The sequence below is a fragment of the Paenibacillus sp. FSL H8-0079 genome (genome assembly GCF_037991315.1).
Lineage (GTDB): Bacteria > Bacillota > Bacilli > Paenibacillales > Paenibacillaceae > Paenibacillus.
In genome coordinates this window covers 590431-615112 of sequence record NZ_CP150300.1, presented here as the reverse complement: position 1 = coordinate 615112, position 24682 = coordinate 590431, and the positions used below count along the sequence as shown (strand labels likewise).

The 24682-nt window shown below is 47.1% G+C and carries 22 protein-coding genes and 1 riboswitch; of the genes, 5 read left to right on the top strand and 17 right to left on the bottom strand.

What is annotated here, in order from left to right; translation table 11 throughout:
- The 3 genes from coxB to MHI06_RS02860 all read right to left on the bottom strand — a co-directional run bounded on the left by coxB (nucleotide 1) and on the right by MHI06_RS02860 (nucleotide 2735).
- Nucleotides 1–1053 carry a cytochrome c oxidase subunit II gene (coxB, locus tag MHI06_RS02870; RefSeq protein WP_062837334.1) on the bottom strand — a complete coding sequence of 351 codons (1053 nt, stop codon included), beginning with the start codon at nucleotides 1051–1053 and terminating at the stop codon, nucleotides 1–3.
- Between the two features lie 598 nt (nucleotides 1054–1651).
- The gene (map, locus tag MHI06_RS02865; RefSeq protein ID WP_340400345.1) at nucleotides 1652–2413 is read right to left on the bottom strand and encodes a type I methionyl aminopeptidase; all 762 of its coding nucleotides are present in this window, start codon (nucleotides 2411–2413) and stop codon (nucleotides 1652–1654) included.
- Nucleotides 2414–2546: 133 nt separating this feature from the next.
- Nucleotides 2547–2735: a hypothetical protein gene (locus MHI06_RS02860; protein WP_017690840.1), complete on the bottom strand. Its 189-nt coding sequence runs from the start codon at nucleotides 2733–2735 to the stop codon at nucleotides 2547–2549.
- Between the two features lie 399 nt (nucleotides 2736–3134).
- Here MHI06_RS02860 and MHI06_RS02855 point away from each other — a divergent pair, with 399 nt between their 5' ends.
- Entirely contained in the window at nucleotides 3135–3410 is a 276-nt protein-coding gene (locus tag MHI06_RS02855; RefSeq protein WP_169480740.1) for a transposase, read from the top strand.
- A 115-nt stretch (nucleotides 3411–3525) separates the two neighbouring features.
- Here MHI06_RS02855 and MHI06_RS02850 read toward each other — a convergent pair whose 3' ends face one another.
- The 8 genes from MHI06_RS02850 to MHI06_RS02815 all read right to left on the bottom strand — a co-directional run bounded on the left by MHI06_RS02850 (nucleotide 3526) and on the right by MHI06_RS02815 (nucleotide 14009).
- Nucleotides 3526–4764, bottom strand: coding sequence for a hypothetical protein (locus MHI06_RS02850; protein ID WP_340400344.1), 1239 nt, complete (start codon nucleotides 4762–4764; stop codon nucleotides 3526–3528).
- A gap of 426 nt (nucleotides 4765–5190) precedes the next feature.
- Nucleotides 5191–6468: a suppressor of fused domain protein gene (locus tag MHI06_RS02845; protein WP_340400343.1), complete on the bottom strand. Its 1278-nt coding sequence runs from the start codon at nucleotides 6466–6468 to the stop codon at nucleotides 5191–5193.
- Between the two features lie 19 nt (nucleotides 6469–6487).
- A complete protein-coding gene (locus MHI06_RS02840; protein ID WP_340400342.1) occupies nucleotides 6488–9706 on the bottom strand; it encodes an AHH domain-containing protein in 3219 nt (1072 codons plus the stop codon).
- Between the two features lie 30 nt (nucleotides 9707–9736).
- On the bottom strand, nucleotides 9737–10114 hold the full coding sequence (locus tag MHI06_RS02835; RefSeq protein WP_340400341.1) for a DUF4280 domain-containing protein: 378 nt from the start codon (nucleotides 10112–10114) through the stop codon (nucleotides 9737–9739).
- Between the two features lie 20 nt (nucleotides 10115–10134).
- Nucleotides 10135–10785, bottom strand: a complete 651-nt coding sequence (locus tag MHI06_RS02830) for a hypothetical protein (RefSeq protein ID WP_340400340.1) — start codon at nucleotides 10783–10785, stop codon at nucleotides 10135–10137.
- The gene (locus tag MHI06_RS02825) at nucleotides 10782–11279 is read right to left on the bottom strand and encodes a DUF1629 domain-containing protein (RefSeq protein WP_340400339.1); all 498 of its coding nucleotides are present in this window, start codon (nucleotides 11277–11279) and stop codon (nucleotides 10782–10784) included. The genes MHI06_RS02830 and MHI06_RS02825 overlap by 4 nt, the downstream gene beginning before the upstream one ends.
- On the bottom strand, nucleotides 11255–12403 hold the full coding sequence (locus MHI06_RS02820) for a pentapeptide repeat-containing protein (RefSeq protein ID WP_340400338.1): 1149 nt from the start codon (nucleotides 12401–12403) through the stop codon (nucleotides 11255–11257). Before MHI06_RS02820 ends, MHI06_RS02825 begins: the two co-directional genes overlap by 25 nt.
- Nucleotides 12404–12428: 25 nt before the next feature.
- The gene (locus MHI06_RS02815) at nucleotides 12429–14009 is read right to left on the bottom strand and encodes a hypothetical protein (protein WP_340400337.1); all 1581 of its coding nucleotides are present in this window, start codon (nucleotides 14007–14009) and stop codon (nucleotides 12429–12431) included.
- A gap of 280 nt (nucleotides 14010–14289) precedes the next feature.
- On the opposite strand from MHI06_RS02815, the gene MHI06_RS02810 reads away from it, so the two are divergent.
- Nucleotides 14290–14628: a hypothetical protein gene (locus tag MHI06_RS02810; protein ID WP_062837331.1), complete on the top strand. Its 339-nt coding sequence runs from the start codon at nucleotides 14290–14292 to the stop codon at nucleotides 14626–14628.
- A gap of 117 nt (nucleotides 14629–14745) precedes the next feature.
- Here MHI06_RS02810 and MHI06_RS02805 read toward each other — a convergent pair whose 3' ends face one another.
- From MHI06_RS02805 to MHI06_RS02795, 3 genes are all read right to left on the bottom strand, one after another.
- A complete protein-coding gene (locus MHI06_RS02805) occupies nucleotides 14746–14904 on the bottom strand; it encodes a DUF418 domain-containing protein (protein WP_169480742.1) in 159 nt (52 codons plus the stop codon).
- Between the two features lie 436 nt (nucleotides 14905–15340).
- Entirely contained in the window at nucleotides 15341–16702 is a 1362-nt protein-coding gene (locus MHI06_RS02800; protein WP_340400336.1) for a nucleobase:cation symporter-2 family protein, read from the bottom strand.
- Nucleotide 16703: 1 nt separating this feature from the next.
- Nucleotides 16704–17291 (bottom strand): xanthine phosphoribosyltransferase, encoded by a 588-nt coding sequence (locus MHI06_RS02795; protein WP_036613196.1) that lies wholly within the window; start codon nucleotides 17289–17291, stop codon nucleotides 16704–16706.
- A 300-nt stretch (nucleotides 17292–17591) separates the two neighbouring features.
- A riboswitch (purine riboswitch) is annotated at nucleotides 17592–17691 on the bottom strand.
- Nucleotides 17692–17957: 266 nt separating this feature from the next.
- Here MHI06_RS02795 and mscL point away from each other — a divergent pair.
- Complete coding sequence (gene mscL / locus MHI06_RS02790) at nucleotides 17958–18452, top strand: large conductance mechanosensitive channel protein MscL (protein WP_169480744.1); 495 nt, start codon at nucleotides 17958–17960, stop codon at nucleotides 18450–18452.
- Nucleotides 18453–18694: 242 nt separating this feature from the next.
- Here mscL and MHI06_RS02785 read toward each other — a convergent pair whose 3' ends face one another.
- Nucleotides 18695–18997, bottom strand: a complete 303-nt coding sequence (locus MHI06_RS02785; RefSeq protein WP_169480745.1) for a hypothetical protein — start codon at nucleotides 18995–18997, stop codon at nucleotides 18695–18697.
- A 79-nt stretch (nucleotides 18998–19076) separates the two neighbouring features.
- On the opposite strand from MHI06_RS02785, the gene MHI06_RS02780 reads away from it, so the two are divergent.
- Complete coding sequence (locus tag MHI06_RS02780) at nucleotides 19077–19769, top strand: NUDIX domain-containing protein (RefSeq protein WP_340400335.1); 693 nt, start codon at nucleotides 19077–19079, stop codon at nucleotides 19767–19769.
- A gap of 278 nt (nucleotides 19770–20047) precedes the next feature.
- Here MHI06_RS02780 and MHI06_RS02775 read toward each other — a convergent pair whose 3' ends face one another.
- Together MHI06_RS02775 and MHI06_RS02770 are read right to left on the bottom strand one after the other, a co-directional pair.
- Nucleotides 20048–20854, bottom strand: a complete 807-nt coding sequence (locus MHI06_RS02775) for a TrmB family transcriptional regulator (RefSeq protein WP_169480747.1) — start codon at nucleotides 20852–20854, stop codon at nucleotides 20048–20050.
- A 73-nt stretch (nucleotides 20855–20927) separates the two neighbouring features.
- Entirely contained in the window at nucleotides 20928–21743 is an 816-nt protein-coding gene (locus tag MHI06_RS02770; RefSeq protein WP_169480748.1) for a zinc ribbon domain-containing protein, read from the bottom strand.
- A 349-nt stretch (nucleotides 21744–22092) separates the two neighbouring features.
- Between MHI06_RS02770 and MHI06_RS02765 the strand changes: the two genes are divergently transcribed.
- A complete protein-coding gene (locus MHI06_RS02765) occupies nucleotides 22093–24672 on the top strand; it encodes a UvrD-helicase domain-containing protein (RefSeq protein WP_340400334.1) in 2580 nt (859 codons plus the stop codon).
- Nucleotides 24673–24682: the final 10 nt, after the last annotated feature.

Genomic DNA, 24682 nt, shown 5'->3' with positions numbered 1-24682 from the left:
CTATTCATAGTCCAATTTGTAGTTGGCCAGATATTCGGCAATTCCGTCGATTTCTTCATCCGTCAACCCAAGATCTTTGGGATTCGGCATGGTATTACCCGGCTTCACGGATTGTGGATCATGGAGCCATTCTTTCATGTTATCCAGTACCGGATTACCTTCTTCTTGTCCCTCACGATAATTCAACAGAATGCCTGCGACAGATTCTTTGCCGCCGATTCCCGTCAGGTCAGGTGCAACAGGTCCACCTTGATCGCCAACAGCGTGGCAAGAAAGGCAGTTTGTTTTGAATTTTTCGGCCAATTGAGCATCTTCAGGAAGGACTGCGGGTGCTTTCATTTGATTCACCCATCTGTCAAAGGATTCCTGACTCACTGCTTTTACCTTGAATTCCATGAAAGCATGCGATCTGCCGCATAACTCGGCACATTTACCGCGGTAAACGCCTTCATTTGGTGCGGAAAAACTGAACTTATTAAGCGTTCCATCCGGGTTTGTGTCCATTTTTCCCGCAAGTGACGGCACCCAGAAGGAGTGAAGCACGTCAGCGGTTTTCAATTCGAATGCGATTTTGGTTCCGGTCGGGATGATGAGATCTTGAGCGGTGGTTACGTCATATTGAGGATAAGTGAATTCCCACCAGTACTGATGCGAGGTGACTTGGACCTTAAGTGCGTTTTTGTCATTGGACAAATCTTCGCCTTGGGCAAAAATCGTTTGTACCGTCGGTACTGCCAGCACAATAACCAACAATAACGGAATGGCTGTCCATATTACTTCCAGCTTGAAATTCCCTTCAACCTGTTCGGGCATCTCAGTCTGCCCGGCCCGTCTGCGAAACCGGATCAGGACATAGGCCGCTATGGCGAATACAATGATGAGCACCACAATCATAATCGCGATGGACAGCTTCATCAGATCATATTGGCCTTGCGCCACAGGACCCTGAGGTTTCATTACCGACAAGTCTTCCCGCCCGCATGCGGATAGCAGCAAAGAGAACACCGCCAGCAAGGGGAGAATTCGCTTTGCAACCTGCCACTGTTTCATCATTGATCTACCCCACTTTTTTACGTTTTCGTAGATTACCGTTGTCGTTCGGTAGAAAGGCAACAAAAGGTACGTTTCAGCACGATACGCATAATCCTCTTCGTCATACAGAACGCTTACAAAAATAACGCTTCCAGCACTCCCGTCATTTCCTGCTCAGGGCATGTCTGCGTATTCTTCCAATTCATTCTATATGCTTCAATCACTTATTAAATATAAGTTGAGGGTATGATTTTGTCAATCTTTGGACACATGTTCACAAAATGTTCACTTTATGTAAAAAACCGCTCTGTAACTTGATTTGTAAACGATTTCAGTTAAAAATATTACTCTCTACATTTGAAAATTTTTGCCAAATTTCGGTGATGAAACTTGATTTATTGGCGATTTTTCTCACATTGAAAACATGCGGGATTATGCAAAAGAAAGATCCAATTTAATGGTAAACATATTCCATATTCATCTGGAAAGCATACATACCGCTCCATACTGCTTTATTCAAGTCCAAAACAGCATGGAGCATTTGAAGAATTCTGAATTATTTTGAATCCGAACACTTGAATTATAGACCGATCAACTTATCATCTTCACTGACCTCACCTCACGTACCATTGGTCAGGATCAATGGGCCGTCTCCGGTTATGGCAACCGTGTGCTCATACTGAACTCCCCAGCTGCCATCCACCGTCCTCACCGTCCACCCATCCTCATCCCATACAACGGCTCCTGAACTGCCTTTCGTAAAGATCGGTTCAATGGTAATAACCATGCCCTCGGTAAGCATCAAACCCGTTCTGCGTTTGCCATAAGGCAGTACATTCGGCGGTTCATGAATATACTGACCAATCCCATGACCGATGAGGGGCTTCACAATGCCATATCGATATAGTTTGGCTGTTCGTTCAATGGCGCTTCCAATATCTCCGAGCGTGTTGCCCGGAACTGCTTGTGCAATGGCCCGCTCAAGCGCCTTCTCTGTACGCCTCATCAGCTTGCGAACGGATCTGCTTGGTTCATCAATTCCATATGTCCAGGCCGAGTCAGCAAGCCAGCCGTCTTTGTTTACCACCATATCGATGGTCACCACATCTCCGCTCGCCAGCACCTCATCACCCGGAAATCCGTGGCAGACCACTTCATTGACGGAGGCACAAGTCGCGTAAGGATATCCTTTGTACCCTTTCTGCTCCGGTGTGGCCCCATGTTCTGCGAGAAATTCTTCCACCCGCTCGTTGATCTCTGCTGTCGTGATACCGGGGACCATCCACTGCTCAATATGTTGGTGACAGCTTCGCAAAATACGTCCTGCTTCCCGCATGTAGCCAATCTCTTCTTTGGTTTTCAGTATAGGGTCCACATGCATTCATCCTTCCCGCTGTAGGTGTACTCCCATATATATGCAGCAGGAACGCAAAAAAAACCGCCTGCCGGAGCTTAACGCCCGAGAGACGGTTCTATTCATTATCGGAACAGTATAATCAGAGTTGTGTGTTGTTTCAGGACACGGAAGAATCCATCTTGACAAGCTCATGCTCAACCACAGAAGTCAATTCTTCCTCATATCCACCCGTAATCCGGTATTTTCTCACGTACTCCTTCACGAATTTTTTTGGATCCTTAGGACGGAAAATCCGAGTCATTTCCCTCAAACTTTCTTTGACCTCATTGTGACCTTTCGTTGCCATTGTAATTCCCTCCCAAAACGTTGAAAGTGAATGCTCCGTTTAGAGAATGCCGAATAAGTCTTAAATGCCATCCATGAAGTTGTGTGCGCGGCTTAAAGCAAGCTTTAGGTCGGGAACCTCGCTAGAAAGCAAGTACCTGACACTATAAATACCCGATATGATTCGGAATGAATCATAATCTTATTGTATCATATTCGGAAGTATCTTACGACTTGACGATTTCCTCTAATAAATATAACGGTTTTCATGCCCAAAAAGTTTAATTCCGAATCATATGTTATGATTGCCACCATTCTATACGGAATTAATATATCCAGCATAACACTGAACTATTCGGGGGATATTATCACGGACAACCCATATAGTTAAATTACTGGTATCCAAAGGAGGCGCCGTTTCATGGAACGCAAAGAACAGGATATGCTGCCCCTTTCACATGAAAAGGTGGAAGTAGACGGAGTCTACATCAACGAAGCCGGACGTGAGGAACATCTGCATCGGGGGCAACACTTCCCGGCTGATCCCGTTCTCGGCAAGTCGGAATGGAAACTGACGGAATATGCATTTGATAATCACCACGAAGGACGTACCGATGAACGTTTGGTGCCCAAAGAAAACGACACCGATAAAATTGGCAAGATCACTAACCCTCGCAGGCAGATCAAGGGAGGATAAGGATTTCTTTCGTTAAAGTAGGCTGAACCACAAAAAACAAGGGCAGAACAAGCCATAGTTCGGCTGCTACTGCCCTTGTTTTCATTTGCAATGATATCCATTAAAAGTGTGCTGATTAATTCCCCCTCAGATCACTCAGCAGAATTTTCTGGGAGCTTTGCTCCAATAGACGAAACTCCTCGTTAATTCTCCGTTCTTTCGCTCCATCAGGTCGATAACCAGGAATCATTGCCCAATGCTCCTTTATCAATCCGATGCGATTCTTCATTGGAGGATGGTAGCTACGGCTTTGAGTATCATTCATTTCCTGTACCCGCTGAATACGAAGGAGCTCTTGAGTTGGAACGGCAAAAATCCGTTTTCTAAACTCCTCATACAGCTCCTTGTTATATTGATATTCTGCCACCTGTTCAGCCGTATGTGCAAAAAGGCCTTCCATCTCGGACTTCAAAAATAGAGATAACACTGCCTCACTGCCAGCTGTCTCTGATGCTTCATGATCTGCGATGTAGAATACTCGCTGCATCTCATTCCGCATGCTTTTGATTAACAATGAATAGACACCGGCTATAATAGCAAATAACAATAAGCGTAGTATTATGAGTGGAAATACCACCCAATATAACAGACCGCTGTCTTGTGGATCAACGGTATCAATCCAAGAATTCAGTACATGCCTGGCTCGCTCGACCAGTGAGCTGTTGGAAATGTTCGGATGTGCAAATTGACTCATTTGGTGACTGATCGCGGCTATCTTCTCCTGTAACGTTAGGGCTGCAAAAAAGGGAATACCTATGACAAGTACTCTCTTTTTTCTTTTGAGATGCAGGTTGTATGTGGTATATTCTTCGCTAATGATGACCATATCCACAGGTGGAACATTCAAGCGCTCACCAATCTCATCAATCATTCCACACAATTCTGGATATTCGTCTCTAGAGATCACCCTGCCCGGAAGTCGCTTCCGATATGGCAATATAATTGTGATCCAGAGGAAAAGCAGCGCAATACCTAATATACCTAGCCATGTTGAATTGGTTGAAAAGAAATAGATTGCCACGCCCAAGATGGCTAATGTTGAAAAATGAACGAGAAGCGCAATCGAATAGGTAAATACACTCTGTTTGGTGAAGGGGAGACTTCGATCTATACTATACTTGAATGCTTCAAGCAATCTATCAGAGGAATACTCCCCCGATTCTTTGTTCAATTTTTCAGATGCAGATTCTCTCCCTTGATCCCCTTCTCCGTAAATGTTCCAGTTACAATTCACGCACCAGGTCATATACGCTGGATTTATCTCCATCTGATGTCCGCATTCCGGACAGTGTTCTTGCTCAGTCTGATACAACATTCTTCCACTCCTTGATTACACTATGTATTGGGCAGACAATCGCTAGAAAAATCTTCTTCCTCCCTAAAAAGATATTGTTTATAGCGCACTCATATAAATCGGAATTTTATGGAATATTTTGAATATGTAGAAAGTCTCATATTGAATGTGTATATGTGCACACCAGATTGCAATATCATGTTAATTCTCTCAACTCTTCCAACTTGATTAATCAAAAGATTCTTTTGCCGTGAACAAATTTTTCCCTCTTCGATCACACCCGTTGCATGATCTGTCATCGTCCGTATGTAAATCTTCTGTAATTTTCCTTTCGCAGTATACAGGATATTATAATAAAACAGATTGATCCCATTGGCCCTTTGACCGAGATCAATCTGTTATGTTTGGGAGCTACTAATTTATATTCTCAAACCTGGACTCACTTGCCTACAGGCAACTATTTTTCCGATCCCACTGATATACTGCCTCCACACCATTGACCATTAGCTTGCTGATCAGCGCATCCCGGCCCTGTTCAAAAAAGTGTATGATCTCCTCCCGATACAATGGCAACAACGTATGGAAGTAAATCGGCCATTCGCCCTCCATCTCCTTGCCTGCATCCCGGTAAGGCATGGTTAACGCTTCCGCACATTGCGGCAGCGGCGGGACAATCATCACTCCACAATAGGAGGTACTATCGTCGTACGCCAGGATTTGTGTATGTGCCGGTACTCCTGTCTCACTAAACATCTCCTGATAGGTGTCCGCCAGGTCCTCTTCACTTTGGTTAGGGAAGACAAGCCACTGTCCTGTATAATAGCCACGTTGCATGATCTCTTTCACAAAGTGTCGCATCATAGGTACGACCCACCCAAAAGGGCGATTCTCCCAGTTTTCTTTCGTCAACTGCGCATTCGCCGGCAGATGCATGACTATTTCTGCATATCCGGTATCCAGTGAAGCTGGCGTCATCCCCCGGAAGTAACTGTTCCCAAATGAAACTAGCGTTTGATATGGTACAGCAACAGTCGGTTCGGTTATATAGATTTCCGGGTCGCCCGCATCATTCGAATCGGCTGGAATCATATGCTGAATAGGTCCATAGAATGTACTGATATGTGTCTCCGCATCCTGACGATCCGTTACTCGAATCCGTGGATTGCGTTCCACGTATACTTCGGGTTCGCTTGACCAAGCTAAACGAAAGCGAAATCCCTGTAACCCTGCCTCTTCGACGCGTTGTTTGAACTCATCGGAAACAAACGTTTGACTCGAAATAATCGGGAGCTCCGTTAGCTCATAATCGTATGATATTGTCTTGAATATATGTTCGTTGTTAATTTCTTCTTCTATAAAAATATAATTTTTAAATCCCCCGTACTTGTCGGCAATAGAACTGTTTTTATCAATACAATCTAGAATATTTATAACATTCATTACATAATATTCTTCGTTATTATATTCTACTGGTAAAAGCTCTACCTTATTTACTAGATAATCTTTTAAAGCTTCTATTGCCCGAGCGTTGATAACCATATCTGCTAGCTGACTAGTGATTCCGTAAATATCAGTGTTGTCTTCTCCATAAGTATGCTTCATTTCTAGTGTTGTCCATTGATTACCGAGAGAGATACCTTTACCAATATTATCCATTAACCCTCTTTCTTTGACAACATCGAGCTCTTTAGTATCAACTGCATTAGTCATTTTCCATATTTTCAACGACATTCCCCTCATTTCATTAATCTTGATATAAAATCTCCAGTTTACCTGTTAACAAGCCTTCTCTTGTCTCTTCTAGAAATGATAGTATACGCTCCTTCTTGACTTGAGAACTTAGAGGTAACTTGTCTATTTTTTTTAAATTTTCTCCTATATATTCAATATACTCCTGACCATGCCTGAACATCGGATTTCCTTTTTTATCTATGTTGTTGAACGGGAAATGTGTCACTTGCCCTGGCCAATCCGACATTGCTTTCTGAGGAAGAAACACTCCGTTCGCTGAAGAGTTGATGTTAATTCCGTACTTCTCAATTAACTTTCGGAGTCCCCCTTGATTTACAGGCACGAGGTGATGCGCTTGAGAATCCGGCGGACGGGTAATACCTGCTTCTTCCAGTTCTTTTCCAAGCACTACGGAGTCCTGCCTGGATGCAGGATATTCCTTGCTGAGCTCCCATCCGTTACTTTCCTTAACTTTATCGGAATAATCTCCTGCAAGCTTCGAAGACTGAGTGCGTAACGTCTGTATCCGATCTGCATTCACATTTTTTCCAGCGATCAGCAACTTATTAATCTCTTGCAACTCACGTTGCGTTAGATGTTCCAGATCCCCGCTCTTACATTCCAATTTCCCAGTCCATTGGTTGGGAGTTATAATTCCTTCATCTGCTGCTGCATTTAGCTTGGATATACTCTGCTGATTCAAATGTGGATCATAGTATTCTTCGCGAGTTCTAGTCTTCGGCTTGGTGCTTGCCGATGGACTATCTTTGGCAACCCATGTGTTTTGGGGTTTGGATGCCCCAGGGGAAGAAGGACTAGACTCCACATTGCGGGGCTCCCCCGCCGCTTTCGAATCCACATGAGATGTGTTTGGCGATCCCTTCGAACTGCCAGAGCCACCGCCTTTGCCACGATTCCCACCTGTATCCGAGAACATGTGATTGTCCTTCTTCACAATCACCATGAACGGCCTGCCGTCTACTGACTGCATAAGCCGAACTCGCCATGGAACACTGGCTGCTGCACCTGCGGTCATTTTTCCCAAGGCCTGGCTGATTCGTTCTCCCAGTTCTGCGAGAGATGAAGGCATTAATGCCGCATTGGTCTTGAGCTTGCCATCCTTCATCACCCCGCCTGAGCTTCCATCTGGCCCATCTCCATGACCATGCGGAACGCCACCCTTGGCTCCATCTCCATGACCAGACTTCTTGCCACCACCCTTGAGCACCTTGACGCCATTTTTGACCAAGGATGCCCCACCAAATAAAGCCCCCGCCGTATCTACGACTCTCATCGTAGCCCCAACATCGTTTAACCCCGCGTCGTGGCTCTCTTGCTCCGTCATCGTCAGCATGGTGCGGTAGTCTTCACCTTTCAGGTCCATGAACGGTTTGGCATACGCCTCTGCCGCACTGGCTCCGTCCTGCTTCACCTGATTCCACGATTTCTGACCCGTGACCAGGTCCCCCGTATAATCGATGACGTTACTTACGCCCGTGATCGTTCCTTGCACGGTGGCATTCCGCTCCGTTAACGTTCCGACTGCTTCTCCCTTCACCCAGCCGTAGACTTCCCGAGCATTGTCATCTCCCATGACACCCGTAAAGGCCAGATCAGCTACATCGCCTACCATACTGAGCAGGCTTTTGCCTTCTTCGATCACACCGTCCAATTTGCCCTTTTCTCGCGCATCCCGATTTCGCTTCAGCCGGGATTCCTTCAGTGCGCTCTCTCCCATCATGGCAAGACTCTGATCGAATGCAGACTGAATCATGTCGAAGGAACGATGGATCTCGGCTTCCAGTACAACATTCTCACTCTTGCCGTTGACCTCTTCCACGAGCTCCACATGATCTGTCATCGTCTGAATATACAAGCCCTCTGTACCCTCCAGACTGACGCTGGCTCCGCTGATGTTCAGGTCACCCTTGCATTGAATCTGTACGTGGGTTGTGCTATTCAAGGTAACTCCATTAGCCGCAGCCATCGAGATAAATAAGGCGCCCTCTTGGGCGTTCATGACAAGTTCGCTGTCGCCAAGGGTGAACGATTTGCCCTGCGGGTTGCCAAAGGACTTGACACCGGGGTCTTGCATCGCTTTGCTGCTCTTCTCCACATGTTCCGTTTCCGTTGGTTCCTGACGAACCGACTGCATCACCATGGCTTCGTCTTCTTCTGCACTTGGGAAATACAGTTTCACCTTCGCGCCCGGTTCAGGCATCATGTACCATACTTGGCTGCCTTCCGCGGCATACGGGAACCAGCGTGCCTCTCCGGCCTGTTGACCCTCATCCATATCCAGATGAACCTTCACCTGGTTACGTTTCACATCAATGATTTTCCCTTCGATAGCAGCACCCGTGATCATTGTCTGAAGCTGTCTGGGCAGGGGATGCGATGCGGGCAATGCACATGTATATTTCCACTGTAGCAAACTCCGTTCCAGCATCGCCTGTCGAGAGGTTATGTTGTAGATATGGCCATCTGAGGATACTTCATCCCCCAATTGAAGCTCCTGCCCCAGATTAAAACTATACGTTGTATATTTTTCCTCGCTTACTACATGTTTCCCTTGGGCTTCAGTATGTAAAAAACGCTCAATATTACGACTCTTCTCAAAAGGGATGGATTTTAGCTCAAATGCCCCTCTGCCTTCAGGATATCCAATCCAGAACCGGGGCTTGTGTGCAGTCACATCCGGCACCAGTTCTGCTCCTAGATGAGAAGCCAGCCGTTTCAGAAAGCACCAGTCTGTCTCCTGATACTGCATAATAAAAGCGCCCGTCTTCGTGTCATCAAAGGCAAAATCAATATAGTCTCCTTCAGGATAACCCTTCATAACACGATTAACAATGTCCAAATAACGCAACTTCTCGTTCTGATAAGATTTCGTTCTCTGCAAGGTATCCAGTTCATAGGTATGTGAGATGACGGAAGCCTTCACATACACAACCCCTCTGGCGGCTTCGACTTTAATCTCATGCAGTTGTCCTTTGAACAGGGGTAACTCCCTCCCGGAATCATCCTTCTGGATGAATCCGACTCGATCATGACTTCCAGCCTTCTGGATCATGGTCTCTTCCCATTCTTCATCTACCCATCCACTGAAGAATAACCGAGCATGTCCCCCCGCTTGCTGGTTCATTTCCAGCTTGTCCAGGCGTATCTTGCCATATGGCCAATGAACATGGATATCCCTATAGGTTAGCGTTGATTTTTCCAAGGTCTGCACAATGTTCCCCCTTTCTTATCTGTATTTATCTTACAGTTGACCATCAACCTCAATCTTGATAATCCCGCCTTTTCGACATATCAGTTCAGATCGACTGAGCAAAGCAGCCTCTCCTTCCACCAGCACGTCCTCCTTGCCCTGGCTCCATTTGTTGAAGAACGTATCCGGATCACACAATGCTCCGTCCATTTTGCAAAACCCGCATCGTCCAACGTTAGCCAGCGGAATCACGTCCGCAACATTCAATACAGGCTGTTCCTTGATATAGATGCCGTGGGAAAGAGGTAGGTTCAGTACACCCGGATCTGATCCCTGACTACAGGAAATCTCGGCACCTCTGACCACATAGGTGAATTCACCACCGAAGCCTCCTGACATCAAAGCTTTGAACAGCATGGGTAGCAGCATTCTAATTCCCCCTATGTTAATTATTGGATTGGTTCATTTCCGTTTTCACTCATTTGCGCACATGTGAATATCGCCCTTGTTAGAAGCCGCCATGGATGAAGCTGTTCAACCGGAAAACGGACATTTCCTGTGACCGCTCTTCCTCTTACAGACGTAACGAACACGATGTCGTACGCCATTCCCAAGGTGGAGGGTTGAATGGATTCTCCATAGAAGACAATCAGGCTATCTCCTTGTACCGTTTCCTCATTTAACCATTGCGCATCCTTTTTGAGCATTCGTATCTGATCTGTGATGACACTGCCCATTCTCTCAATCTGACTGACGTGCAATGGATGAGACGATCTGGATAGGCCTAAGCTGATCCCCTTTTGCTCATCGATCCACATGACCTCATCTCGTTCATGGCTGTTTCGGTCATCCTGCAGTTTGCCACGGGGAACCTGGACCAGGTGATCCGGTATAGGAAGCGTTAGGAGCCCATCCCAGATCCGTTGATTGTTCAACATGATGCTTTCTTCTTCGGTCTCTATCAATCCCTGGCGTACTCCGTATGTAACCTCTTCCTGCGTCATAAGCTGCCCACTTGATGCTTCAGCTTCCTGGATGCGCTTCGCCAAACGGAAATCCCGGTCCATTTTCAGCAGTATCTCATCACCATATCGGTTCATTCCAGATCCACCTTTCGCAAAATAAAGCCACTCAACCCTCTGCGAAGCATACTTTCCGCTACATCAAGACGAACGATTACACCGCTCCCTCTTACTCCCTCCACTGTAAATATGCGTTGATCTTTAACTCTCTCACTCTGTAATAACAGTTGTTGTATTGAACCATTCGGATAAAACAGGCTCCTGTCAGACAAAGCCAACACAGCAGGGATATCACATGCCCAGTAGCTCAACTGTTCCCCGCTACCATGATCGATGAAGGTGACGGATTTAAATATCAGTGCTTCATCGACCATTTCCATCAGCCGCTTCATGCGATCACTGACAAAATATGATGGTCTACTTATCCAATCGGTCGGCTCTTCATTCGGGTTGCGTTCAATCATCATGACAGATGAAATGGGCAACTCCTCAAAACTGGCTTTTAGTACAGGAGGCCTGAAGGGATTCAATATCCGATGATCTTCGGTCAGTTCATAAAATCGTGGGACCATAGCTCCTCTTCCTCCTCATGAGAGACAACCCAGAGTATCGATTCAATCTGCTCTTCATTCAAAACATGCGTATACTGTTCACGGTCATGAAGCCATATCTGTGCCTGACTCAGCCTAGCTCCCTGGAAATCAGCATGGAATAACTGCGCTCCCTTGAGGTCAGCGCCTTCCAGATTAGCTCCGGCAAAACAGATTCCCTGAATCCCAAGAGCACCTTCCTGAAATTCCATACTCGCTCCGTCACTGACATCAGACAGGTTAGCTCCACTCAGACTACATTCCCGGAACACAGCATCCATGAGTAGTGCCCCTCTGAGGTCAGCTCCACTCAGTTCACTTTGTTCCCATCTTGTTCCAATCATCACTGCACCCCTTAAGTCACTCTTGCTCAGATCGGAATGACTGAAATCGGAATACCTGATATCCACGTGATCAAATAACCCCTCTGACAAGGATAGTGACGTGTAATCTCCATAAGCACATACCAGCCCTTCCGCTACTGTCAATTTCTTGCGAATGTTCTGAATGTCCTTATCCCCATAATCCCTGATATATACGGGTTCACTCCAGTCCTTATATTCACCTACCCTGATCTGAAACTGATCCCCACGTTCCATATGTTCCATCTCTTTCAAGTTCACAATATGAGGAACGGCCATACGTGCTAGCGCAGTGACATAGGCATGGAATCTATCCGCAGACTGCAGCATCATCCGTTCCACGTCAGAAGCATTAAGCACACCTCCATAACGTCTCATTTCGATATGAAGAAGCTCTTGTAACGAAGACAATCGTTGGAACGCCCACGTCGCGTCATATGTACGCAGGCACTCTACCTCATCCCAATACCATTGATTGGAGTAGGCTTCCAATAGGCAGGTGTAGCTACCTTCCAAAATAGATGTTCTCAACATGGAACAATGAAGGATTGAGATTGGTTCTTTTCCGAGTTCCTGTTGTGCCAACGCTGCTTTTAAACAGAGTTGCCGCATAGACTCCACGAATGATTGGATTAACGTGTTCTGATGTTGCTTGATATACGTCCTCAGACTTGAGAGATGATCCTGAAGTGCAGGTTCCAAAATTTCCTGTTGCAAATGTACGATCGCTTCCGCTTTGTTCATTTCTCTTCCTTTCTATCATCCATAGCTAATTCATCTTGATCTCTGCTCCATGCATCTTCAGCTCTTCTTCCAGAGTGATGGTATTGCCCTTTCCAGTTAACTCAATCTTCTCTCCTGCAATCCGAATGGTATGTCCAGACATGACGACATCTTGACCAGCTGTAATACTGACATTCTGATCACTTACAATCTCAATGCCATTCTCGTCACTGACTGTGATATACATCCCGCCCGCTGAGATCACAATTTTGTCTGGAGCAAGCATGATCTCTTTCCCATACTTGGTTCGAAATGTCTTGATATCTGGATTGCCCATACGATCTTCGGGCACCGGGGGTGGAGCTACTCGGCTAACCGCACTTGATGATCCTCCGCCTGTAGCCGCGCCTGAACTATTACGATTGCTCCCACTTGAACTTTTCCCAGACTGTCCTGAAGAACTACCCTTTCCAGCCGCTGGTGATGCGGTTGAAGCCTGTTTTGGTGCAGACGGTACAATCTCGGGGTCTTGCCTTTTTACAGAGCTTATGGCAATGCCGTCCTCCTCTTTTTTGCTTGGAAAATAAATACGGATGTTATCATTCACTTCAGGCATGCAATACCAACCCGTATTGTTCTCGGAAGCATAAATCGTTGAATAGGGAAAGAAATAGGCCGTGCTCTCATCCTGCTGCTCATCCATATCCAGCTTGGCACGAACTTTGTCTCCCTTAACTTGAAGAACCGAAGCCTGAATAGAAGCGCCAATAATGGAAGTATTGTGGCTCTTCTTATAACGAAGCCCCTCCGCTGGAAATAAGGAATATGTATGAGTTAGCAAACTATCGATGAATCGGGTCTTCGCCTCTCCTACAATCCACTTTTTGGATTTGAATTCTACTTCATTCCCTACTTCGAACCATTGCCTGCTGTCCGCTTCGTATACGATATAATCCGGATCTTTGGCACACGGCACTTTATTTTCCTTGGCAGAACGATAGTCGGCAATTCGTTTGGTTGCTGTGTAATGGGTTGCTTGCAATTCTCCCTTATACTGGCCTTCGGGTAGGCCAAAATAAAACTTAGGTTTGCCTGACGCTGTATCCGGTACAACTCCAGTGTAGAAATGGGAGGCCATCCTTTTGATAAATTGCCAATCTGTTTCCTCATACTGCATCACAAAATCTCCGATTTTACGGCCATCTGTAGCAAAGTCAATGATATCTGAACCTTCATAGGTAGAAATAATCTTGCGTACCAAATTCTTGTAGGACAGATTGGGATTTTGGAAGGAACGCTTGTGCAGCTTTACATCCAGCAAATAGGTATGGGATACAGCGTCAACCATAAGTGTATGTACATCGTTAATGACGTTCACTTTCACATGTAGTACCACACCAGAGAAAAAGACCTTCTCATGTCCATCATCATTGATAATTTTCACGTTAATATCGGTTTGGGATGTTGTTGCCTGAACATAGCTGTCTTTTCGGGCTTCCGGAATCACTGCCGTCAATTTCATTCGCGCATGTCCGTTCATCGTTTTGTTTACTTCAAGGGTCTGAAGACGAACAATTTCGTAAGGTGTTACCCGAACCTGACCGTATGTTGTTGCGGATATATTCATGATTAGCCTCCTTGCATCTCGAATGAATTCATGGTTTAAACTTTATAAATGTATTTATATAAATCGGAATTTTATGGAATATTTTGAATATGTAGAAAGTCTCATATTGAATGTGTGTATACGCACTTATATTTTCAAATGAATCTATAGTCTCACTTGTTTACCTATATTGTGTCTTACCTTTTGTTCTGTCCATCCGGAACATTCCTTGGTCAAACCGGTTCAGTTCTGTCCATCTCCTTCATAGCCTAGTTAAAAAGGACAAAGGAGGCTGGACCGGATGTCCCCCATGAAATCGTCTAGCGGTCTGGATGAAAATATTGCCGGTATGCTCTGTTATCTGTTTACCTTTGTAGGTGGAATTGTCTTTCTCGCTGTAGAGAAGCGGAGTCGATTCGTGCTATTCCATGCGCTGCAATCCGTAACGGTCTTTGGCATCATTATGGTCGGACATGTACTATCGGCCTTTCTTCCGTTGTTTGGCCCCCTGGTGGCATCGCTATTATCCCTGCTCGGCGTGGTGGTCTGGCTCATCATGGTCGTCACCAGCCTGCAGGGGAAATGGTTGAAGCTGCCATGGGTTGGCGATTTTGCAGAAAAACAGATGCGTCACCTGTAACTTCAAGCAAAAGGTACAAGTGTTCCAAAAGAAAAGACGGTCCATCCCCTTTCAACCGGGTGTGGATCGTCTTTTGATCATTAAGAGGAAAACGAGATATAAAGATCAGCAAAATTTTTAACCTTTGCTCCTTGTGTCATGAACACATGGCTCAGTTTGCTTTTTACGAATCGGCATGAAGCTTAAATAGGTACCACATCTCCATATCCATTCCAGTGGTCCATACTGGAACCAGCGCATCCAAAGATTACTCGCGATGACCTGCACAATAACCATTTAGACCTATCAAGGAAAACCCTCGAAACAAATCCAGAAACTTCATTCGTTCTGCCCCCGTGCATGATAACAGTCTATCCTTCATCCAACTTGCCTTGCCATCGAATTAGGTGAATATCTTCTTACATCCGGCATAAGGTCCTGTTCCCTTATTGTTCCTGTACATCGGCACATCGAACGCTATGCTGATGATAAAAAAAACAAAAAAAACACCGAAAACACGACTCTGTTGAGCCTGTATATTCGGTGTTTCGCAATGTAAAGAGGACTTGTTCATGTAATTGAATATTCATAGCATAAATGATGTATGTCATAAATCATTCATGCTGTATATCCTCATGATTAACCTGCTTCATTATTTATCTTGTGAATCGTCTATTTATAACAGTTAACATAACAATCCTGTTGGATGATAAGCCTAACCTAATTTGGCTAATTAAGCCGATTTCCCCGTATCTCCAAGGATGGCATCTGCCTGTTGTTCAGCCATCTTGGCAGCCGTTTCTTTGGTACCAAGACCATTAAACAGCAGGTTCATGAAGATCGCCGTGAAGCTACCTGCAATGATGCCGTTACCGAGCATAATCTGAGCCCAGTCCGGTGCACCAGCGAACAACTCAGGCACAACTGTAACCCCAAGGCCCATTCCTACAGAACAAGCGATGACAAACAGATTCTCATGTCGGTTCAGATCAACCTGACTGCCGATAATCCGAATACCGGAGGAGACCACCATACCGAACAAGGCCACCATGGCTCCGCCAAGAACTGCCCCTGGAACGAGTTGTGCGAGCGCTGCAATTTTTGGTACAAATCCAATGACCACCAGGATTCCACCAGCCACCACAATGACATCACGTGTCTTCACACGTGTCATCTGTACAAGTCCTACATTTTGCGAATACGTTGTATATGGGAACGAGTTGAAAATACCGCCTAAGACAATAGCCAGACCTTCCGCACGATAACCACGGGCCAGATCCTTGGAGGACAGGTCCTTGTCCATAATTTTGCCCAGAGCCATAAATACGCCTGTAGACTCGGCCACGCTGACAATCGCCACCAGAATCATTGTCAGGATCGGTACAATCTCAAATGTCGGTCTACCGAAGTAAAACGGCTGAACAACATGGAACCAACTTGCATCGCGGATAGGAGCAAAATTAACTTCACCCATAAACCCTGCCGCAATCGTACCTGCGAGCAGACCAATCAGTACCGAGATGGAGCGGATAAAGCCTGTCGTGAAACGAGTCATCAGAATGATAAAGAGCAGCACGCCGAAACCGAGTAACAAGTTCACTCCGCTACCGAAATCTTCTGACCCCTGTCCGCCACCCAGATCGTGGAAAGCAACCGGAATCAGAGTCAGACCAATAATGGTCACAACGGAACCCGTTACTACTGGAGGAAAGAGCCTGATGAGCTTCCCGAATAGACCGGAGAAGATCAATACGAACAACCCTGAGGCAATAATCGCTCCGTAAATGGCAGATACCCCACTGTTTATCCCGATGAGAATCATCGGAGACACAGCCTGGAATGCACAACCGAGCATGACAGGCAGCCCAACGCCGAAGTATTTATTTCCCCATACCTGAAGCAGAGTAGCCACACCACAAGCAAGCAAGTCGATAGCAATCAGATAGGTTAGTTGTTCCTGCGTAAAGCCCAATGCGTTACTGACGATCAGCGGAACAACGACGGCTCCTGCATACATCGCAAGCACGTGTTGAAGTCCGAGTGAGAAAGTTTTGATTGGATGCCGATGCCGCTGAAAAATACGTTCGCGTGCCATATTAGTTCGTGCCCTCCTCGTCCGCAAATGTAACCTGTCCATCCGACAGTGCCCCGATGCGAACCAGCGATTCCACACGGTATCCTGCTTCTTTCAGCAAGCGACCTCCTGGCTGGAATGCTTTCTCAATAACGATACCGATACCAACCACTTCAGCTCCAACCTGCTCCACAATGCGAGCCAGACCAAATGCCGCTTCACCATTCGCCAGGAAATCATCAATGATGAGCACGCGATCACCAGGCTTCATGAATTTCTTGGCAACGGTAATCTCATTCGTCTCCTGCTTCGTGAAGGAATATACTTTCTCCACCAGAATGTCTTCCGTCAGTGTGAGCGACTTCTGCTTCCGCGCAAAAATAAGCGGTACGTTCAGCTCCAACGCTGTCATGATCCCTGGCGCAATGCCAGAAGATTCAATCGTCAGCACACGTGTGATGTTCTCGCCTTCAAAGCGGCGAATGAACTCCTTGCCCACTTCCTTCATCAGAACCGGGTCCATCTGGTGGTTCAGGAATGAATCCACTTTGAGTACTTGTTCGGACAGGACAATGCCTTCCTGTCTTACCTTGTCTTTTAACAATTGCATTGCAATTCTTCCCCCTGAATGCCCTCCGCACAGAAGCCCACATGCCTCTCCAGTATCACTGTGAAAAAACAAAAAGCCCGCCTTTTCACGCGCTGCGGAATAACCGGAGACGGGAAAGACGGACTTGTACGTATATGGACAAGCCGTATGGATGCTGCAAGTGTAATGGAAGAACAGAAAGTCAGGAGTTCACTCCTGACGCGAGAAATTCCAAACAGTCTCATCAGAAACAGATCGAAGCTACCTGAACCTGCTCTTCAGTCAAACTGTCTGAGAATGATCTCATTCCAACCACACAAAATATTGCAACATCTTTCCCGTAGTCCGATCATTCCGGTGATCGGGTAGAGACATGCAGGCCTATTCCTGCACATATACGAGTAACGGCATATTTAATTTTTGGCTCCATGATTCGTTACAATGTATGATCGCGAACCTGAATGTAAATGGTTAAACATAACTGACAATGTTAGAAGTATACCCAATCGGCGGCGTGAAATAAAGAAGTATTTTCATGGAAGTTGCGGAAACTTGTCTTAATTTGCAAACAAGGGGTGATTGGAATGTGTTTTTTATGTACAATATGAGAACGGAAGCGCGAATCTGAACGGAGAATGCATGGAGACGCGGCCTATATTATGAAATGATCAAAGGAGATATGTAGACATGAAAGGCGTACTTAACGAATTCAAAGAGTTTGCCGTCCGCGGCAACGTCATCGATCTGGCAGTCGGTGTCATTATCGGGGCTGCTTTTGGTAAAATCGTCACGTCCCTTGTGAATGATATCATTATGCCTCCGGTTGGAAAACTGATGGGTGGAATCGACTTCAGTCAGAAAATCATCAACCTGGATGGAGATATCAAAACAGCAAACGGACAGGACATCACCACACTTGCTCAAGCGAATGAAGCTGGCGCTACGGTGATTGCTTACGGACAGTTCATCAACGTCATGATTGATTTTCTCATCGTTGCGTTCTGTATCTTCATGCTCGTGAAGGGTATCAACTATCTGAAAAGCAAAGAACACAAAAAGCCCGAGCCGAAAAAAACGACCAAGGCTTGCAAGTATTGCCTATCTGAAATTCCAGCTGCAGCTACCCGCTGCTCGCACTGTACTTCAGAGCTTGAAGCAGAAGGCAGCGGCGCACCGGCGTAACCGCAATGAGCGTATAAAGACTCTCCGAGTTGAATTACGGATATAAATCCTGATGCGGGGGACAACCTCTCACGTGCTAGAGTTTATGTATGAAAAGCTAGCCATATGGGCTTCATTAACAATTCGTTGCGTAGCTTAAAGGTTTGAAGGGTTCCACCGTAAAGGTGGGGCCTTTTTTATGCCTAACATACATGTATTATATGTGCTCCCCCATGAATTTCATGTGCACCCATGCTCATGAACTAGAAACGGCGTGGCAGCAAATGCTCCAGGATCGACTTCAGATCCTTATCTTCCTTGTAAACTTCTTCCCCGGTATCAAGCTCCGTTACACGAATATATTCAAAGTTAGCCGAAGCATCCAATGGCTTGAACAACAGTTGGGCCTCATCTTCCAAACGTACATTGAATCCCATATCCTTAAACATGGTGGTTAACTGACTGTTAGCCGGTTCCTGACCTTGCCCTACAAATATAAGTCCTCTAAGACTTTTACGTTCCTGAGGTTGCGGATAAATCACCTGAAAGTGTACAATGCATTCCATACGATCGTTCCCCTTTCGTTTAAAACATACTTTGTGAAATTTTGAACTTTAAAAATGGCTATATAAGGAGATACGTTTCATGACCCCAGAACGTTTCGACATTTATGACAATATGCAAAATTGGATCGGTACAGCGCTACGCAGCGAGGTCCATGCCAAAGGATATTGGCACCGTTCATTCCACTGCTGGATCGTGCGTGACGAAGGCGAGCAGCGACAGGTTCTTTTTCAGCGGCGACGTGATATTAAGGATACCTTTCCCGGATGTTATGACATTACAGCAGCAGGTCATCTCACCGCTGGTGAGCAACTGCAAGACGCAAGTCGCGAGCTAGAGGAAGAATTGGGTGTGCATGTATCTTTCGATGCACTAACCTATCTACTCACGGCTACACAGCAACTCCAAGGAGAGGTCCGTGGTGTGCCATTTGTAGATCGGGAATTCAGCTCGGTCTATGGATTATGTCTGAATCAGCCTCTCGAATCCTACGTTCTGCAACCCAGCGAGGTAGATAGCCTGTATGAAGTGCCTTTGGCTGATCTGCTCGCTTTGTTCCGTAGTGAGATCGACGTCATTTACGCTACCGGAGTTCAGACTCACCCGTTGACATCACCGCCACATTCCATCGGTCATAAGGACCCGTTAAGCGATCATGCAGCTCATGAACCGGAACGTATTGTTCGCGAGATTCGGGCAACGGATTTCGTGCCCCATGGCACAGCTTATTATACGGACGTGCTGGAAGCTCTGTATCACGTGCCTAAAGATTGATCATGTAGAATCATTTGCAATCCTGTTCAAACCCGATCCCGTTCAATCGAATGTTCATAGCTTCATTTTCTCAAAAATAGCATAACTTCATACCCTTACTATCGACTTGACTGGAAACAGATGCTGTGACGAACATCACTGTCATATCTCAAACCAGCACAAACAGGCGTCTGCCTCTGGGCAGCGCCTGCTTTATGTACACACATATTCGTTCATCAAGAAAGATAACCTGTGCTGGCGTGTTCACTCCATCAGAAGTGGATTAATCATCGATCTGCCTAGCTCTTGTTATCCTCTCCTGAAGGAGAAGACCAGTAACGTGCAGAGAGATCTTCGTACCGGTGCCCATAGCGGGACCCCAGTTCCTCACCCATATCCTGTTCCAGTTCGTACAACACCAGTTCTTGAGCAAAATGATTCAGCAGCAGTCCGGTCATTACCGGATGCTCCGTCACCACTGCTTGTGTAGCGCATGATTCACCGCGCATGCCCAGCATGCACCAGCGGCGATCCACCACCAGGGAGAATTTCCGACCATTACCTGTGCCGTACAAAGGTAATCCCGGCAAAGGAACGGGCTGATCGATCATGCCTTCGCCACCATCACATGACCATAACAGCCGCACACCGCGAGCTTCAGCCTGCTGTAAGTCATTACGTAGCAGCTCTGCCTCTTCACGCCAAACATCTACGACAATCTCATGCTGAGCCTCGGCCAATTCACGGCTCAGATTCTCAAACACATTTTTGTCACCCTCGATGTTATAGAAGACAGGTTTCTCTGGTTCACTCTTGGGCATGCTGCTCTGGACATAATTCAGAGAGGTACGCATTTGATCGGAGATCATGCGTGTCATCTCCTCAGGCTTCAGCACACTATACTTCGCTGGTTCCCCCGGACTACACCGCAAGAACCCACGCTGTTCCAGCCGTTGCAGGGTCGCATATACATTGGAACGGGACACGCCCAGCCGCTTCGCAACCTCATATCCTGAGGCTGATCCCTGACGAGCGAGTTCCACCATAATTTTAGATTCCATCTCGGTAAACCCGAGATGACGCAAATGATGCAGCAGTTGGTCCATATTCCCGTCCCCCCATGCTGTCAGCAACCCACACTGCCTCACACTGATGCGGCAGAGCTTCTACTGCATCAGATCAGATCTGTTCGGCACCGCAGCGCGGACACCATTTTGAACCTTTGGGCAGCTCGGCTGCACAAATCTGACAACTCACCATTTCGCGTGACACTTCGGTCTGTACATCCACCGTATTCACGATCGGGTTATTTTCTTTCCAGTAGCGGATGCGTTCGTCCAACTCCTGCTGACGCTCACGTTCCCGTTGCATCTCTTCATCTCTGCGACGTTCCCACTCCGCATCGAACGCTTCCTTTTCTTCTTGGGTAAACTCGGTACTGTTATATTCCGATTCCGTCTCCAGATCGGCTATGGACGGAATGACCGTGTGATACGGCTCGTCTTCCTCCAGTTCCAATTCAGGTGGCGCATCGTAGAAGTCCGGCTCTGGAGTTTGGGTTTGAGCTACAGCTGCCTCCTGTCTCGCGGCTGTGGTGGCTCCTGCAACTCCTACAGCTCCTACTGTAGGTGCTGGTGTCTTGAATTCACCCAACTTGCGTCCGCATTTAGGACAGAAGTTGGCATCCAGGGAAGCGACGTGTCCACACTCGCACAACCGTTCATTCTTGAGTTGTGCAATCTTGTTGCGCAGACCATCAATCTCGTCCTGCAATTCGTCGCAGAGCTGCGACAGATCCACCATTTCTTTTTCTGCACGTGTCATATCCTGTGCCCGATAACCCTCATAGAAGATGCGACCCATATCTGTAAAATGGACTTCCTGTTCCTGTTGCAAGCCCACAATCTGGTTGTTCAGTTTCCCAATCTCAACGGCGTGCTGGGCACGCTCTGTTGCTTTGTTCGCTCCGTCTTTGATGCGCTGAAGCAGTTTCATGACCATTCCTCCTCTGTCCCGTCAAAACCAATATTATCATTTCTATTTAGTAGTAAATTAGCATATTACATCCTTCATGCAAAATGCTCAGGCCTATAACTTATACGATATCATGCCAAAAAGTTGCGTAATCTCGTGCAGTTGCCCGTTTTATACCGATACTGGATGAAATCGGGGGCTTTCGTCAAGACCATATGTTCGGGTATAATGAAGCTTTGGCCATACTTAACCGCCTGTTTAGGCGACTAACTCTATCATACCAATTTACAATGCGATTGTGAAAAGGGCAAATGGTTTACTTTTAACCGGGATAGTCCTATCCCTGAATGCATACAGAGGTGGATGAAACATGTTAAGTCCGAACTCAACGTTCTACCCCCGTCCGCTTGGGGTTACCCCGGCGGCGTCCCTGCCCCAGTCCCCGTCTGCTCCGCTAGAGACCAGTCGGCAACTCGTGGGCAATGATCAACAGGATGCCTTTTATTTTCGTTTACTTGAAGAGGCAGGCATCAAACTAAACGCACCACAAATCTCGGCAGTCCGACACGGCAGAGGACCGATTCTTACGCTCGCCGGAGCTGGTTGTGGCAAAACGACTGTGCTGGCTGCAAGAGCCGGCTACCTCATAGAGGTCAGTGGCGTACATGCAGGCAGCATCCTGCTGGTGACGTTCACGAACAAGGCCGCCACCGAGATGAAAGACCGGATCGCCGCATTGCCAGGTATACGCCCGGCAGCCGCAAGAGCCGTACAGGCTCGCACCTTCCACTCTTTTGCGCTGACATTATTGCGTCATTACGGTGTGCAGGAAGAGATCTTTGGCGAGTCACGGGCTCAGCATACGGTGCTGAAGATGCTTCTTCGCCAAAACGGCATGAGTGAGGCCTTCCAGCCTGAAAGTCTGCTGGCGATGCTGTCCGCATGGAAGATGCAAGGATCGGAAACCACCGATCTGCCTGAGAAATCACAGGAAGAACGTGATGCCAAGCGTGTCCTGCTAGGTTACGAAGCCTGGAAGCAGGATCGGGGCAAAATGGATTTTGATGATATTTTACTGCGGGCAGCCGCGCTGCTACGTGATCCTGCTGTTCTGGGGCCACTTCAGAAGCGTTTCCAGTACATTATGGTAGATGAGTTCCAGGATACCAACCATCTGCAGTATGAAATTGTGCAAAAACTGGCTTCCGCCCACCGCAACCTGATGGTTGTGGGAGACGATGACCAGACGATCTATACCTTTAATGGCGCACGCCAGGAATCGATTTTGGAATTCGATAAAGTATACCCCGGCGCACGCATTGTGACGCTGGATATCAATTATCGTAGTGATGCACGCATTCTGGGACTCGGAAGCGAACTGGTCGCTCGTAATAAACGTAGACGTGACAAACGGCTTCGTGCCGCCGGAAATCGCGGAGATGCGCCTCGTTTCGCTACACCATCCAATGCGGAGGAAGAAGCCGCGTGGGTCGTAAACCAGCTGTGCCAGCAGGTTGAAGAAGGGCAACACACCTATCGTGATATTGCGATTCTGCACCGGACAGCCAGCAGCAGCCGGGCTGTCTTCGAGCAGCTTGTGTTGAAAGACGTACCTTTTGTACAGCATGGTGCTTCTCCGGTGTTCTATGACCAGTCTCTCATCAGACCCCTGATGGATCATCTGCGTCTGTCTCTTGATCCACGTGCCATGGATGCTCTTCCCAGTGCGCTGGGACCGCTCTATGTATCACGGGATGCGGGTCTGGAATGGATTCAACGCTCCGAGCAACAACAAGCCAAGAAATACCCACTCATCCATCTGGTGAAATGGGACAAGCTGAAACCTTTCCAACAGGAACAGGTCAAGGAACGCATCAAGCTGATCAAATCACTGCACAAACTAAAGCCCATCATCGCCATTCAGGAGATGCGCAGGCAGTTCTACGACAAGTATATGGAAAGCGGCGATCCCAGCATCTTCACCCATTATAAGGAAACGATGCTGGAAACTCTGGATGAATTTGAAGCTGCCGTCAAAAAATTCGAAACGGTAGAAGAGTTCATTCAATTCGCGGATGAACTCTCCCGCAGACACCGTGAGATGGAATCTCTACGCCGTACACAGGACAGTGACGCGGTACAGCTGATGACCATTCACCGGGCCAAAGGATTGGAGTTCCCTTGTGTATACTGGATTGGAGCCAGTGAAGGCATTGTGCCTCATAGTACAGCACTGCGCCAGGATATCCCTGAGGATCAGAAAGCTGCGCTTGCTGTGCAACAGACAGACGCCGAGCTGGACATGGCGCTGGAGGAAGAACGCAGGCTCGCCTACGTTGCTATCACACGGGCCAAGCAGTACTTGTATGTCACCTCACCGGCAAGTCATCACGGAAAGCCAGCGGATGTGTCCCGCTTCCTGCTTGAAGCCTTCGGCATGGAAGTTCCGGACAAACGCAAACCTCGTGAGGAGAGCCGGACGAGCGGTCAGACTTCATATGGTAAAGGTAATGGACAATATACACGCTCGGGCTCTAGTGTTCGTTCCGAGGGTCGGGATATGGCTCAGCGTCGTGCCATCAGCCATAGTGACCGTCGTGACTACGAGGTCCACAACGAACGTGACGAGGATCGCCTTGGTGAACGGCGTGGCAGTGGTGAAATTCGCAACCATAAGGCGTTCAGCACTCCGGGTGTGAGTCCGACCGCTGCGAGTTCCTCCAGTTCGCAGTCGCACACTTCAGGTTCAGGTAATGCTGAGCGTACGGAGACCGTTGCGATCTGGAAATGCAGTTCGTCCACCTGCAAAGCGTGGCTAAGACAGAAACCGGCTGTACCTTCAAAAGCAACCAAGAAGGCATCATCGGGTCCACCTGCCTGCCCTCTATGTTCAGGATCGATGGACGCCGGTACTCGCCAGGTTCCTGTAACGGGGAGATTTGGGAAATAAACAAAACAGG

Excerpts from the sequence above, each read along its gene's own strand:
- coxB (WP_062837334.1), bottom strand. The coding sequence starts at position 1,053 with ATGATGAAACAGTGGCAGGTTGCAAAGCGAATTCTCCCCTTGCTGGCG.
- map (WP_340400345.1), bottom strand. The coding sequence starts at position 2,413 with ATGCATGTGGACCCTATACTGAAAACCAAAGAAGAGATTGGCTACATG.
- MHI06_RS02860 (WP_017690840.1), bottom strand. The coding sequence starts at position 2,735 with ATGGCAACGAAAGGTCACAATGAGGTCAAAGAAAGTTTGAGGGAAATG.
- MHI06_RS02855 (WP_169480740.1), top strand. The coding sequence starts at position 3,135 with ATGGAACGCAAAGAACAGGATATGCTGCCCCTTTCACATGAAAAGGTG.
- MHI06_RS02850 (WP_340400344.1), bottom strand. The coding sequence starts at position 4,764 with ATGTTGTATCAGACTGAGCAAGAACACTGTCCGGAATGCGGACATCAG.
- MHI06_RS02835 (WP_340400341.1), bottom strand. The coding sequence starts at position 10,114 with ATGCTGCTACCCATGCTGTTCAAAGCTTTGATGTCAGGAGGCTTCGGT.
- MHI06_RS02830 (WP_340400340.1), bottom strand. The coding sequence starts at position 10,785 with ATGAACCGATATGGTGATGAGATACTGCTGAAAATGGACCGGGATTTC.
- MHI06_RS02825 (WP_340400339.1), bottom strand. The coding sequence starts at position 11,279 with ATGGTCCCACGATTTTATGAACTGACCGAAGATCATCGGATATTGAAT.
- MHI06_RS02820 (WP_340400338.1), bottom strand. The coding sequence starts at position 12,403 with ATGAACAAAGCGGAAGCGATCGTACATTTGCAACAGGAAATTTTGGAA.
- MHI06_RS02815 (WP_340400337.1), bottom strand. The coding sequence starts at position 14,009 with ATGAATATATCCGCAACAACATACGGTCAGGTTCGGGTAACACCTTAC.
- MHI06_RS02810 (WP_062837331.1), top strand. The coding sequence starts at position 14,290 with ATGTCCCCCATGAAATCGTCTAGCGGTCTGGATGAAAATATTGCCGGT.
- MHI06_RS02805 (WP_169480742.1), bottom strand. The coding sequence starts at position 14,904 with ATGGTTATTGTGCAGGTCATCGCGAGTAATCTTTGGATGCGCTGGTTC.
- MHI06_RS02800 (WP_340400336.1), bottom strand. The coding sequence starts at position 16,702 with ATGGCACGCGAACGTATTTTTCAGCGGCATCGGCATCCAATCAAAACT.
- MHI06_RS02795 (WP_036613196.1), bottom strand. The coding sequence starts at position 17,291 with ATGCAATTGTTAAAAGACAAGGTAAGACAGGAAGGCATTGTCCTGTCC.
- mscL (WP_169480744.1), top strand. The coding sequence starts at position 17,958 with ATGAAAGGCGTACTTAACGAATTCAAAGAGTTTGCCGTCCGCGGCAAC.
- MHI06_RS02785 (WP_169480745.1), bottom strand. The coding sequence starts at position 18,997 with ATGGAATGCATTGTACACTTTCAGGTGATTTATCCGCAACCTCAGGAA.
- MHI06_RS02780 (WP_340400335.1), top strand. The coding sequence starts at position 19,077 with ATGACCCCAGAACGTTTCGACATTTATGACAATATGCAAAATTGGATC.
- MHI06_RS02775 (WP_169480747.1), bottom strand. The coding sequence starts at position 20,854 with ATGGACCAACTGCTGCATCATTTGCGTCATCTCGGGTTTACCGAGATG.
- MHI06_RS02770 (WP_169480748.1), bottom strand. The coding sequence starts at position 21,743 with ATGAAACTGCTTCAGCGCATCAAAGACGGAGCGAACAAAGCAACAGAG.
- MHI06_RS02765 (WP_340400334.1), top strand. The coding sequence starts at position 22,093 with ATGTTAAGTCCGAACTCAACGTTCTACCCCCGTCCGCTTGGGGTTACC.